The organism is Micromonospora sp. NPDC048986, from assembly GCF_040649335.1.
GTDB lineage: Bacteria > Actinomycetota > Actinomycetes > Mycobacteriales > Micromonosporaceae > Micromonospora > Micromonospora alfalfae.
Genome location: NZ_JBEZFJ010000004.1, coordinates 360449 through 373314 on the forward strand (window position 1 = coordinate 360449; position 12866 = coordinate 373314).

At 71.8% G+C, this 12866-nt stretch carries 11 protein-coding genes and 1 riboswitch; of the genes, 7 read left to right on the forward strand and 4 right to left on the reverse strand.

The features are described 5' to 3' along the window. Nucleotides 1–62 precede the first annotated feature (62 nt). Together AB0B94_RS12005 and AB0B94_RS12010 are read right to left on the reverse strand one after the other, a co-directional pair. The gene (locus tag AB0B94_RS12005) at nt 63–1286 is read right to left on the reverse strand and encodes an MFS transporter (protein WP_357273200.1); all 1224 of its coding nucleotides are present in this window, start codon (nt 1284–1286) and stop codon (nt 63–65) included. Next, nucleotides 1283–2842, reverse strand: coding sequence for an AMP-binding protein (locus AB0B94_RS12010; RefSeq protein ID WP_357273214.1), 1560 nt, complete (start codon nt 2840–2842; stop codon nt 1283–1285). The genes AB0B94_RS12005 and AB0B94_RS12010 overlap by 4 nt, the downstream gene beginning before the upstream one ends. A 313-nt stretch (nt 2843–3155) precedes the next feature. Between AB0B94_RS12010 and AB0B94_RS12015 the strand changes: the two genes are divergently transcribed. From AB0B94_RS12015 to AB0B94_RS12040, 6 genes are all read left to right on the forward strand, one after another. Beyond that, the gene (locus AB0B94_RS12015) at nt 3156–4433 is read left to right on the forward strand and encodes an SGNH/GDSL hydrolase family protein (RefSeq protein WP_357273893.1); all 1278 of its coding nucleotides are present in this window, start codon (nt 3156–3158) and stop codon (nt 4431–4433) included. 66 nt (nt 4434–4499) lie between these two features. After that, nucleotides 4500–5711 (forward strand): cytochrome P450, encoded by a 1212-nt coding sequence (locus AB0B94_RS12020; protein WP_357273221.1) that lies wholly within the window; start codon nt 4500–4502, stop codon nt 5709–5711. 7 nt (nt 5712–5718) lie between these two features. After that, nucleotides 5719–6708 (forward strand): alpha/beta hydrolase, encoded by a 990-nt coding sequence (locus AB0B94_RS12025; protein ID WP_357273234.1) that lies wholly within the window; start codon nt 5719–5721, stop codon nt 6706–6708. Beyond that, a complete protein-coding gene (locus AB0B94_RS12030; protein ID WP_357273246.1) occupies nt 6701–7804 on the forward strand; it encodes an alpha-hydroxy acid oxidase in 1104 nt (367 codons plus the stop codon). Before AB0B94_RS12025 ends, AB0B94_RS12030 begins: the two co-directional genes overlap by 8 nt. Nucleotides 7805–7807: 3 nt before the next feature. Further along, complete coding sequence (locus tag AB0B94_RS12035; RefSeq protein ID WP_357273258.1) at nt 7808–9133, forward strand: PLP-dependent aminotransferase family protein; 1326 nt, start codon at nt 7808–7810, stop codon at nt 9131–9133. A 67-nt stretch (nt 9134–9200) separates the two neighbouring features. Further along, nucleotides 9201–9461: a hypothetical protein gene (locus AB0B94_RS12040; protein WP_210819448.1), complete on the forward strand. Its 261-nt coding sequence runs from the start codon at nt 9201–9203 to the stop codon at nt 9459–9461. Nucleotides 9462–9563: 102 nt separating this feature from the next. Here the strand turns inward: AB0B94_RS12040 and AB0B94_RS12045 are convergent, their stop codons facing one another. Further along, nucleotides 9564–11000, reverse strand: coding sequence for a glycine hydroxymethyltransferase (locus AB0B94_RS12045; protein WP_357273264.1), 1437 nt, complete (start codon nt 10998–11000; stop codon nt 9564–9566). Between the two features lie 19 nt (nt 11001–11019). After that, a riboswitch (ZMP/ZTP riboswitch) is annotated at nt 11020–11109 on the reverse strand. A 150-nt stretch (nt 11110–11259) separates the two neighbouring features. On the opposite strand from AB0B94_RS12045, the gene AB0B94_RS12050 reads away from it, so the two are divergent. After that, on the forward strand, nt 11260–12066 hold the full coding sequence (locus tag AB0B94_RS12050; protein ID WP_357273274.1) for an SDR family NAD(P)-dependent oxidoreductase: 807 nt from the start codon (nt 11260–11262) through the stop codon (nt 12064–12066). A gap of 232 nt (nt 12067–12298) precedes the next feature. Here the strand turns inward: AB0B94_RS12050 and AB0B94_RS12055 are convergent, their stop codons facing one another. Then, entirely contained in the window at nt 12299–12799 is a 501-nt protein-coding gene (locus AB0B94_RS12055; protein WP_357273283.1) for a hemerythrin domain-containing protein, read from the reverse strand. Nucleotides 12800–12866: the final 67 nt, after the last annotated feature.

Below are 12866 nucleotides of genomic sequence, written 5' to 3' on the forward strand. Positions count from 1 at the left end.
CGACTGCGCGTTCATCATCATCAGTGCGAGCCTGCGGCAGCCGCGCCGGGCCCGCAACGGGTTTACCGGGTGGTGACGGGTGTGGGCCGCACCGGTGTCTCCGGGCCGGAGGCCCTGCTCAACAGCGGGTACGCGGTGACCACCAGGCAGGCCGCCGCCATCGTCAGCAGGGCCGGGGTGAATCCCAGCGCGTCCACCGACCAGCCGCCGAGCAGCGCGCCGACCGGCAACCCGACGAACGCCAACGAACCGGCGATGCCGATCACCCGGGTCTGCAATTCCGGCGGCACCCGTTCATAGAGGGCCACCCCGAGCAGCGGGTTGACCGCCGCGATGCCGATCCCGGACAGGAACGTCACCGCGAGCACCACCGGCAGTTCGTCGCTGATCGCCAGCGCCACCAGCCGGGGCGTGCCGGCGACCAGCGCGCCGACCAGGAACGTCAGCCGCCGGGGCAGCCGGGGTCCGAGCGCGGTGAACACCAGGTTGCCCAGCAGCGCGCCCGCCGAGAACGCCGCCAGCACCAGGCCGAGACCGCTCGGGCCGGGCAGTTCCCGGGCGACCCAGACCGGGATGTAGACGGCGACGCTGGCGTTGGCCACCATGTTCAGCGCCGAGATGACGGCGAGCATGCCGAGCAGCGGCCGGTCCCGGCCCAGGTAACCGAAGCCACCCCGCAGGGCGCGCAGGTAACCTTCCGGCTGGGCGGGTTGCGTCGGGCCGGCCGGCGGGCGGACCAGGACGCCGATGAGCAGCGCGCAGACCGCGAAGCTGGCCGCGTCGATGAGGATCGCCTCGGTCACCCCGAAGACGGCGATCAGCAGGCCGCCCACTGCGGCGCCGAACAACGTCACCACCCTGCTGAGGCCGTCGTAGGCGGAGGTCAGCCGGATCAGCGGCACTCCGGCGGCCTCCGCGACCGGGCGGAACATCACGTGCTTCACCCGGTCCCCGATGCCGCGCAGCGCGCCGGCCACCGCGACGAGCGCCACCAGCGCGACGAAGCCCAACCACGGCGTCAGCGCCACGACGACCATCACCACCGCGCTGCCCGCGTCACAGAGGATCGAGGTACGGCGCAGGCCGATCCGGTCCGCCCAGGGCGTGCCCAACGCGCTGGACAGCAGGTACGGCAGGGTCTCGGCGAACGCGACCAGGCCCATCTTGGTGGGGCTGCCGGTGGTGACCAGCACCAGCCACGGAATGGTCACCACCGAGATGCGGGTGCCCAGGTTGGAGATCAGGTCGGCGCTGACCAGGACCACCAGTTGCCGGCGGGGGGTCACGCCCCGACCGCCGCCGCCCGGCGGGCCGCGTACCGTGCGCGCAGCGCCCGCTTGTCCACCTTCATCGACCGGTTCACCGGTAGCCGGTCGAGAAACTCCACGGCGGCCGGCGCCCACATCTTGTTGAGCTCGGCGGTCACCAGCTCGATCAGCTCCGCCCCGGTGAGCGTGGCGTCCGGCCCGAGCACCACGTACGCGTACGGCACCTCGCCGACCGTCTCGTCAGGCACGCCGATCACGGCGGCGGCCCGTACCTGGGGGTGCCCGACCAGCAGGTCCTCGATGGGACGGCAGAAGATCGCCCAGTTCCGGCGATGCGTGACGATCATGTCGTGGGCCCGGTCGACGAGGTAGAGGTAGCCGTCGTCGTCGAGGTGGCCGATGTCGCGGGTCCGCACCCACCCGTCGACGAGCGTCTGCGCGGTCAGCTCGGGCTGACCGTGGTAGCCGGCGAAGCTCAGTCGGGTCCGCACCCACACCTCGCCGTCGCGGCCGGTCGGCAGCACCGCGCCGTCGTCGTCGCGGATCTCGACGCGGACGTCGCCGTAGGGCCGCCCGCAGGAGCGCAACCGCTCCGGGTGCTCCGGATCGTCGGTCAGCCCGGGTAGTGCGGTGATCACGACCGCCTCGCTGAGGCCGTACACGATGCGCAGCACCGGACCGAACCGCGCGATGGCCTGGCGCAGCCGGGCGGGCGCGGCGGGCCCCGCGCCCACGTTGAACATGAACATGGCGGAGAAGTCCGCGTCGACAAGCGCCGGGTGGTCCAACACCTCGTAGAGCATCGGCGGGGTGACGAAGGTGGAGTTGATCCGCTCCTGTTGCACGGTGTCCACGAAGGCCACCGGGTCCCACTCGTCGCGCAGGAACAGCACCCCACCGGTGAACAGGTTGAACAGTGTGGTGATCTGCCCACTGGCCAGCCACATCGGCGAGTGCGACAGGTGCCGCAGCAGCGGAAACCCGGCGGCGCGGAAGTCGGCGGCCAGGGCGAGGATCTGGGCGTAGAAGCTCTCCCGGTGGTGCACCAGCTTGGGGCTTCCGGTGGTGCCGCTGGTCTGCAGGAACGACTCGGGCGCCGGCACGGACGCCGGCAGTTGCGCCACGTCGGTGTCGGCGGTGAGGTCGGGGCCGGCGCCACCCGCGCCCAGACAGCAGACCGGTGTGCCGGGCAGCGCGGCGGCCAGCTCCGGGCCCAGACCGGCCGGGTCCCGGGCGTCGTAGACCAGGGCGTCCGGGCGGGCCAACCTGATGAACTCGTCGACCTCCCGCCGCGCTGTCACCGGGGCGACCCACATCGTCCGGCAGCCGAGCAGGTGCAGGGCGAGTTGCAGCAGCGGACCCTCCACCGCGTTCGCGACGGTCACCAGCACCGCCGACCCGGGCCGTACGCCGTGCCGGGTCAACGTCGCGGCCATCGCCCGGACCCGCGCGGCGGCCTCGGTGTAGGTCAGTCGCCGATCGCCACCGACCAGTGCCTCCCGGTCGCCGAATTCGGCGAAGAGATCCAACACCCTGTGCACGTAGGTAGTGCTGTGCCCGGGTCCGTCAGTCATCCGGCAGCCCCCATCCGAGAAAGCGGCGGTCGCCGGGCAGCCCCCGGTGACGACGCGACGGTGGCGCGCTCGGGCGACCGCACCGCCGCCGCCTGGAAGCCTAGGCGGGAAACGGCTGGTCGGAACCGTGCCGACGGGCGGTCCGGGCGGCCCGCCGGACATTTGATGGCGTCGATCAGGTTGATTGACGCCCGTCAGCGGCGGCGGCTAGGTTTCTGGACCATCGTCCAGGCGGGCGCCGTCAGCGGACGGCCCTGGGCTGCCACACGATGGAGGTTCCATGGCAACGGCAACCCCGAAGAGATGGCCTGTCATCGCCGCTGCGGCCGCGCTGTTGGTCGCCGGCGCACCCGCCGTCGTCGCCAGCGCCGGTCCGTCCGGCACCGCCGCCAGCCGAGCCGACCGCGCCGAGTGGGCGGGCAGTTGGGCCACCGCTGTCACCCGGGGCAATTCGGTCGGGTTGACCAACACCGGCCTCAACGACCAGAGCGTCCGGATGATCGTGCACGTGTCGGTGGGCGGCCCGGCGCTGCGGGTCCGCCTGAGCAACGTCTACGGCGAGCAGGCGGTCACTGTCGGACGCGCCACAGTCGCCCGACCGAACACCGCGACCCCCGACGACCTCTCCGACATCGACGCGGCCTCGGTACGCCCGCTGACCTTCACCGGTGCCACCACTGCGACAATGAACCGGGGCGCCGAACTGCTCAGCGACCCGTTGGCCTTCCCGGTCGCGGACGACAGCGACCTGGTGGTCACGGTGCACTTCCCGACGCCTACCGGCCCGACCACGTTCCACGGGCAGTCCCAGCAGGCCAACTTCATCGGCGCCGGGGATCTGACCGGGGCGGCCGAGGGCGCCGGGTTCACCACCCGGCCGACCTGCTGCTGGTTCTTCCTCTCCGGCGTCGACGTGCAGCGCAAGGGCAGCCCCGGCGCGCTGGTGGTGCTCAGCGACTCCATCGGTGACGGCAACGGCAGCACGGTCAACGCCAACCGGCGCTGGCCCGACCTGCTCTCCGACCGGCTGCTCGCCGACCGGCCGGACAGGCGCACCCCGGGTGTGCTCAACCTGAGCCTGGCCGGCAACCGGCTCAACCACGAGGGCACCGAGCCGGGCGACGGCAACTACCCGGGCTACTACCAGCTCGGCCCGAACGCGGCGGCCCGGCTCAACGAGGACGTGTTCGCCCAGACCGGGGTGCGTACTGTCGTCACCCACCTGGGCATCAACGACATCTGGATGTCGAACGACACACCAGAGGCGATCATCGGCACGCTGCGCCAGATCAACCAGCAGCTTCAGCAGCGCGGGCTGACCAGCCTGGTGGCCACGCTGACGCCGTACGAGGGGCACGGCGCGCCGGGCGTGTGGACGCCGCACAAGGAGGCCACCCGCCAGGCGGTGAACGCGTACCTGCGCGGCAGTCGGGAGTTCGACGGGCTGCTCGACTTCGACAGGGTGCTGCGCGACCCGGCGCGGCCCACCCAACTGCTGCCCGCGTACGACTCGGGGGACCACATTCATCCGAACGACGCCGGCAACCAGGCACTGGCAGACGCCGTGCCGCTGCGGCTGCTCGACCTGTGACACGGCCGGGGCGGCGGGTGATCCCCGCTGCCCCGGTCACCGACATCGGCGGGGGAGGAGCTGGCAGTGGACGTGGACGAGATACTCACCGGCCTGTACAGCGAGGAGGGCAGACAGGACCCGTATCCGTGGTACGCGGACCTGCACCGGCTCGGCCCGATCAGCGCGGTGCCGGCGCGCGCCGAGCACCGGACGGTGGCCGCCGTCGCCGTCGGCTACGACCTCGTCGACGGGTTGCTGCGCGATCCGGAGTGGACGAAGCAGCCGCCGCCGGGCTGGGAAAAGCAGGACATCCTGCGGACCTTCCAGACCTCGATGATGTTCGTCAACCCGCCCGATCACACCCGGATGCGGCACGTCTTCTCCCGCACCTTCACGCCGCGCCGGCTCGGCGCGCTGGAACCGGTGATCCTGCGGGTGGTCGACGAGCTGCTGGACCGGATGGCGGACGCCGGGGCGGGTGTCGTCGACTTCGTGGCCGACTTCGCGTACCCGATCCCGGCCCTGGTGATGGCCGAGTTCATCGGCATCCCGGCAGGGGAGTTGCCGTGGTACCGCGAGCGGGTGGAGTGGATCGACGAGTTCCTGGACGTGGCGGGGAAGACCCCGCAGCGGCTGGCCGCCGCCAACACCGCCGCGCAGGAGTTGCGGGCCTTCTACCGGGAGCTGCTCGCACATCGCCGCCGGACGCCCGGGGACGACCTGCTCAGCGGGTTGGTCGAGGCGCTCGACTCCGGGGAGGTGGAGCTGACCGAGGACGAGTTGATCAGCAACCTGGTCGTGCTGTTCAACGCCAGCTTCGTCACCACCGTCTACATGTTCAGCAATGGGCTGCCGTTGCTGCTGGCCCACCCGGAGACCGTCGCGGCGCTGCCCACCGACGCCACGCTGGCGCAGGGCTGCGTCGACGAGGTGCTGCGATTGGCCAGCCCGGTGCACTTCCTGGCCCGCGCCGCGCCGGCCGACACGGTGCTGCACGGCGTGCCGGTCGCCAGTGACGACAACGTGCTGATCATGATCGGGGCGGCCAACCGGGACCCGGCCCGCTTCCCGGCCCCGGACACCTTCGACCCGACCCGCCCCGGCCCGGCGTCGCTGGCCTTCGGGGCGGGCCTGCACTTCTGCCTCGGCGCTGCGGTGTCCCGGTTGGAGGGACGTCTCGCCCTGCCCCGGCTGTTCGCCCGGTTCCCCGCGCTGACGGTCACCGAGACGCCGACGTACAGCGGCAGCCTGTTCCTGCGCGGCATCGACAAGCTGCTGGTCAGCACCGGTGGATAGGAGCGACATGGCGCTGCACCCGGAGGTCGCGGCGTACCGGGCGGCCCGCGCCGCGGCCGGCACCCCGCCGCTGTACACGCAGACCCTCGCCGAGGCGCGCGCCGCGGACCTGGCCGCGATCCGCGCCGGCAGCGGCGCGGTCGAGCCGGTGACCGAGGTACGCGACGAGCGGATCCCCGGCCCCGCCGGGGAGCTGCCGCTGCGGGTGTACCGGCCGACCGGATCGGGTCCGCTGCCCACGGTGCTGTACTTCTTCGGCGGCGGCTGGACGCTCGGCAGCATCGACACCGCCGACGGCATCTGCCGACGCCTTGCCAACGCCGTGCCCTGCCAGGTGATCACCGTCGGCTACCGTCTCGCCCCGGAGCACCCCTTCCCGGCGGCGGTGCACGACTGCCACGCCGCCACCTCGTGGATCGCCCGGCACGCCGACGAGTGGGGCGTCGACCCGACCCGGCTGGCGGTGGGTGGGGACAGCGCCGGCGGAAACCTGGCCGCCGCTGTCACCCTGCTCAGCCGTGGCGACGGGCCGCCACTCGCCGCGCAGCTGCTGGTCTACCCGAACACCGACCAGAGCGGCGAACCGGCCGGGGGCGACGACCCGACGTTGTTCAACAGCCGTTCGGTCGCCTGGTACCGGACGCACTACTTCTCCGACCCGGCGCACGCCAGAGATCCGCTGGCCTCCCCGCTGCTCGCCGACGACCTGTCCGGGTTGCCGCCGACGCTGGTGATCACCGCCGAACTGGATCCCCTGTGCGCCGAAGGGCGGCGCTACGCCGAGCGGCTGCGCGACGCCGGGGTGTCCACCCGGCTGGAGCACTACCCGGGGATGATCCACGGCTTCTTCGCCATGCCGGGAACCTTCACCGACGGACGGCGGGCACAGGGGAGCGCTGCGGCGTTCCTCCGGGAGCGCTTCGGGCTGCCGTCCCGGCCGGACGACGCGGACGAGTCGGTCGAGGCGGCGACAGGCCCGGGGTCGGGCGATGGGTGAGCCGGTGATGGCCGACCTGCCAGCCGTGTCGCTCGCCGACTACGCCGAGCGGGCCCGGGCCGTGCTGCCACCGGACGTGTGGGACTACCTGGCCGGCGGCAGCGCGTCGGAGGTCACCCTCGCCGCGAACCGTCGCGCGCTGGACCGGGTAGCGGTGCTGCCCCGGGTGCTGCGCGGGGTGGACACCGTCGACATCGGCACCCACCTGCTCGGCCGCCGATACGCCATGCCGGTCGGGGTGGCGCCGATGGCGTACCAGCGGTTGGTGCATCCGCACGGGGAGCTGGGCCTGGCGGCGGCGGCCGGTGCGGCCGGCATCCCGTACCTGGCCAGCACGCTGGGCAGCACCCCCATCGAACAGGTCACCGGGGCGGGCGCGGACGTCTGGTTCCAGCTCTACTGGCTGCGCGACCGGGCGCTCGTGCGCGACCTGCTGGACCGGGTCGTCGCGGCCGGCTGCCGGGCGCTGGTGGTCACCGTGGACGTCCCGGTGCTCGGCCGACGTCCCCGGGACCTGCGCAACGCGTTCCGGCTGCCGGCCGAGGTGATCGCCGCGAATCTCCCCGACGGTCGCGACGCGCTGGCGCACTCCGGTGCCCCCGGGGTGTCCGCGATCGCCGCGCACACCGCCGCGTCGTTCGCGCCGGCGCTGCGCTGGGCCGACCTGGCGTGGCTGCGCGAGCAGGTCGACCTGCCGCTGGTGGTCAAGGGGCTGCTGGACCCGCGCGACGCGACCGAGGCGGTACGGGTCGGCGCGGACGCGGTGGTCGTCTCCAACCACGGCGGGCGGCAACTGGACGGCTCACCGGCGAGCGTCACCATGCTGCCGGAGGTCGTCGACGCGGTCGGGGACGGCTGCCAGGTGCTGCTGGACAGCGGCATCCGGTGCGGCACCGACGTGCTGCGGGCGCTGGCGTTGGGTGCGGCCGGGGTGCTGGTCGGCCGGCCGCTGCTGTGGGCCCTCGCAGCCGGTGGGGAACCGGCGGCCCGGGACGCGTTGGGGCTGCTCGCCGCCGAGTTGACCGATGCGCTCACCCTGGCCGGCTGCGCCGACGTGGTGGCGGCCGGCGAGCTGCGCACCCTCGGGGCAGGTTGAGGGGTGAGCGCCGCCGAACCGGTCGACCTGACCGTCGCCGACCTGCACCCCGCGCTGGGCGATCCGGCGCTGACCTCGATGAACTTCCTCAACGAGGTGTCCGAGCGTTACCCGGCGGCGGTGTCCCTCGCGGCTGGCCGGCCGTACGAGGAGTTCTTCGACCTCGCGGCGGTGCACCGGCACCTGGACACCTTCCACCGGCACCTCGTCGACGACCTGGGGCACCCACCCGAGCAGGCCCGGCGGCTGCTGCTGCAGTACGGCCGGACCAAGGGCATCGTGCACCACCTGATCGCCCGCAACCTCGCCGTCGACGAGCAGATCACCGTCGACCCGGAGGACGTGGTGGTGACCGTCGGCTGCCAGGAGGCCATGTTCCTGGTGCTGCGGGCGTTGCGGGCCGGGCCGGCGGATGTGCTGCTCGCGGTCGCCCCGACCTACGTCGGCCTGACCGGGGCGGCCCGGCTGGTGGACCTGCCGGTGTGGCCGGTCGCCGGTGGGTCGGCCGGTGTCGACCTGGCCGACCTGTCCGCCCAGGTGCGCCGAGCCCGGGTTGCGGGGCTGCGGCCGCGCGCCTGCTACCTGATGCCGGACTTCGCCAACCCCTCCGGGGCCAGCATCGACACCGCACACCGGCAACGGTTGCTGGACCTGGCGGCGCAGGAGGATCTGCTGCTGCTGGAGGACAACCCGTACGGACTGTTCCACGGCGACGACGGGCCGCGCCCGCCCACCCTCAAGGCGTTGGACACCGGCCGGCGGGTCGTCTACCTCGGCTCGTTCGCCAAGACAGTGCTCCCCGGCGCGCGGGTCGGGTACGTCGTCGCCGACCAGCGGGTGGCCGGCCCGGGCGGCCGGGTCGGCCCGCTCGCCGACCAGCTCGCCATGATCAAGAGCATGGTCACTGTGAACACGTCACCGATCGCGCAGGCGGTGATCGGCGGCCGGCTGCTGGAGCACGGGTGCAGCCTGGTGGCCGCGAACACCCGGGAGCGGTCCGCGTACACCCGGAATCTGCGCCACCTGGTGGCCGGCCTCACCCGGCGCTTCCCCGATCAGCCGGACCGGCCCGCGGTGCGGTGGACGGTGCCGGCCGGCGGGTTCTTCGTGGTGGTGACGGTGCCGTTTCCGGTCGACGACGCGCTGCTGGACCGCTCGGGGCGCGACTACGGGGTGCTGTGGACGCCGATGGCGCACTTCTACGACGACACCGCGCCGGTACGTGCGTTGCGGTTGTCGGTCAGCGCTGTCACACCGGAGCAGATCGACGTCGGGCTGGATCGCCTCGCGGCGCTGGTCACCGACGAGCTGACTCGCCGGGCGGGTTGACACACCGCGTTCATCGGATGGCAATGCGCGACGACCCGCGTGCCGCCGTCCTGGTTGGACGGTCATAATAAGCCGCATGGTTGCCTGGGAGTACGCCCTGCTCGTCCGTCGCTATCAGGGACAGGGCCGCAATTTTCATGTCTCGTTCGTCTGGTATGCCCCGGACGGGTCACGCAAGGACATCACCGCCTACGGCGACACCGCCATCGCGCACCTCAACCGCGCCGGCCGGGAGGGGTGGGAGCTGGTCTCCGCCGCCGAGGACGTCAACAACGTCCAGGGCAGCACCGAGGTCCACCGCTACCACCTGAAGCGCCCCATGGTCTGACGGTCGCACCCCCGCGTCGATCGTGGAGTTGTGCTGGTGCGCGAAAGTCGCGCACCAGCCCGGATCGGGCACCACAACTCCATGATCGACGGGAGTGGCGGCTCAGGCCAGGTCGATGCCCGGGTAGAGGGGGTACGTGGCCAGCAGGTCGGTGGCCTGACCGGCGACCTTGTCGGCCAGTCCGGCGTCCAGCGTGTACTTCGCCTTCGACGGGGTGCCATCGGCGTTGGCGGCGGCGGTGGTCTGGGTCAGCACCGTGTGGATCAGCTCGGCGGTCTGGTCCATCTCGGCGGTGCCCAGGCCCCGGGTGGTCAGCGCCGGGGTGCCGATCCGGATGCCGGAGGTGTACCAGGCGCCGTTCGGGTCCTGCGGAACCGAGTTGCGGTTGGTGACGATGCCCGAGTCGAGGAGGGCCTGCTCGGCCTGCCGGCCGGTGAGCCCGTAGCCGGACACGTCGATCAGCACCAGGTGGTTGTCGGTGCCGCCGGTGACCAGCGTCGCGCCCCGGCGCAGCAGCCCCTCGGCGAGCGCCTGCGCGTTGTCGACGATCCGCTGGGCGTAGTCGGCGAAGTCGGGCCGGCGGGCCTCGGCGAGCGCGACCGCCTTGGCGGCCATCACGTGCGGCAGCGGACCGCCCAGCACCATCGGGCAGCCCCGGTCCACCTGGTCGGCAAGCTCCGGCTGGCAGAGCACCATGCCGCCGCGCGGGCCGCGCAACGACTTGTGCGTGGTGGTGGTGACGATGTGCGCGTGCGGCACCGGGTCGAAGTCGCCGGTGAACACCTTGCCGGCCACCAGGCCCGCGAAGTGCGCCATGTCGACCATGAAGGTGGCGCCGACCGAGTCGGCGATCTCGCGCAGAATCCGGAAGTTCACCTTCCGGGGGTACGCCGAGTAGCCGCCGACCAGGATCAGCGGCTTGAACTCGCGGGCGGCCTCGGCCACCCGGTCGTAGTCGATCAGGCCGGTCGTCGGGTCGGTGCCGTAGCTGCGCTGGTCGAACATCTTGCCGGAGATGTTCGGCCGGAAACCGTGGGTGAGGTGGCCGCCGGCGTCCAGCGACATGCCGAGCATCCGCTGGTTGCCCAGCTCGCGGCGCAGCGCGAACCAGTCGGCCTCGGTGAGGTCGTTGACCTGGCGGACCTGGGCCTTCTTCAGGGCGGGGGACTCCACCCGGTCGGCCAGCACCGCCCAGAAGGCGACCAGGTTGGCGTCGATGCCCGAGTGCGGCTGCACGTACGCGTGCGCGGCGCCGAACAGCTCCCGGGCGTGCTCGGCGGCGAGCGCCTCGACGGTGTCGACGTTCTGGCAGCCGGCGTAGAAGCGGCGGCCGACGGTGCCCTCGGCGTACTTGTCGCTGAACCAGTTGCCCATTGCCAGCAGGGTCGCCGGGGAGGCGTAGTTCTCGCTGGCGATCAGCTTGAGCGACTCCCGCTGGTCGGTCAGCTCGGCGCCGATGGCGTCGGCGACCCGCGGCTCGACAGCCCGGATCACCTCAAGGGCACTCCGGAATGCGGTGGATTCGGCGTTGCGGGACATGCGACCTCCAACAGACGTGCGGGAAGGCCCAGGCGCTCGGCAAACGTCCACGTGACGAGGCCGCTCCCCGATGGTTCTCCATCCCCACGCGCCAGTAACGGCCCGGGCTGATCCTACCGGCCCGGGCCTGGCCGCTCGGTCCGCCCTCCGGGAGGCGACCCCCGCCGGTGTGGTTGGGCGTTGCGTCGCGGGGCACACGGTAGGTGACCACCGCGCCGTCGAGGGCGCGGCCAGGGTTCGCACAGAAGGAGTCGAGAACATGAGCACACCCACCTCGAACCGACCACTCGCCCTGGTGACCGGGGCTTCAAGCGGGATCGGGTACGAACTGGCGGTGCAGTTCGTCGAGCACGACTTCGACCTGATCATCGCCGCCGAGGACGACGGCATCGAGCCGGCGGCCCAGAAGCTGCATCGCGACGGCGGCCCGCAGGTCTGGTCGGTCCGCGTCGACCTGGCTCGCGAGCAGGGCGTGACGGAGCTGGTCGCCGCCGTCACCGCGACCGGTCGCCCGTTGCAGGCGCTGGCCCTCAACGCCGGTCGGGGTGCCGGTGGCGCCTTCGTCGGCGGCACCGACCTAACTGACGAACTGGAGATCGTCGACCTCAACGTCCGTTCGACGGTGCACCTGGCGAAGCTGTTGCTGCCCGCAATGGTCGACCGGGGTGCCGGCCGCGTCCTCTTCACCTCGTCGATCGCCTCCACCATGCCGGGGCCGTTCCAGGCGGTCTACAACGCCTCGAAGTCGTTCGTGCAGTCGTTCGCCGAGGCGCTGCGCAACGAGTTGAAGGACACCGGCGTCACGGTCACCGCGTTGCTGCCGGGACCGACCGACACCGCGTTCTTCGAGCGGGCCGAGATGGAGGACACCCGGGTCGGTTCGGGTAGGAAGGACGACCCGGCCAAGGTCGCCGAGCAGGGCTTCGCCGCGATGATGAAGGGTGACCAGACGGTCACCGCCGGCTCCCTGGTGAACAAGGTGCAGACCGCCGCCGGCAAGATCATTCCGGACAAGCTCAAGTCCGAGCAGCACCGCCGGATGGCCGAGCCAGGATCAGGGAACTGACCCACCCCACCGCCGCCCCGCCCCGCCCCGCCTCCGCGATCTTGCACTTTCTGTCGCGACAAAAGGTGCTCAACCTCGCTAACCAGGAACAGGAACTGCAAGATCGCGTGGGCGTGGGCGTGGGCGTGGGCGTGGGCGTGGGCGTGGGCGTGGGTGTGGGCGTGGGCTTGTCCGGGCGGTGCACGACGAAGGGCCCGGCGAAAGCCGGGCCCTTCGACCTGCTGTGGGTGCCTCAGGCCGTCACCGCATCGAGCGCCTTCTTGATCGCCTTCGGCGCTGTGGGGGTACGCGGCGCGTCCGCGCGCAGCGCGATCATCTTCTCGCCGATCTCCTGGAGCTGCTTTCGGCCCAGCGCGTCGCGGACCTTGGGGAACCACTCCTGCTCTTCCTCCTCGACGTGGTGGCTGACGTTCTCGATCAGCACTGTCGTCTTGGCGTTGAACCGCTCGTCGTCGGCGTCCATGCTGACCAGCTCGGCGCAGAGCACATCCGCGACGTGGTGTTCCTCGTACGACTCGAGGATGTCGTCCTCCAGGTCGGGCAGCAGTCGGCGGACCTCCGGGTACATCACCTCGTTCTCCAGGTAGGTGTGCACGGTCAGCGCCTCCAGGATCTGGTCCACCAGCTTCTGCCGCTGGCTCGCCGGCCCCTCCTCGGCGTCCTGGAAGGCCTTGAACAGGCGGCGCATTTCCTTGTGGTCCTCTTTGAGCAGGACGATGGCATCGGTCGACACCGGTATGACCTCCTGAAAAATCTGGGCTGGTGCGGTTCCGGTACCCCGACGCCGAGTGCGGAAACAG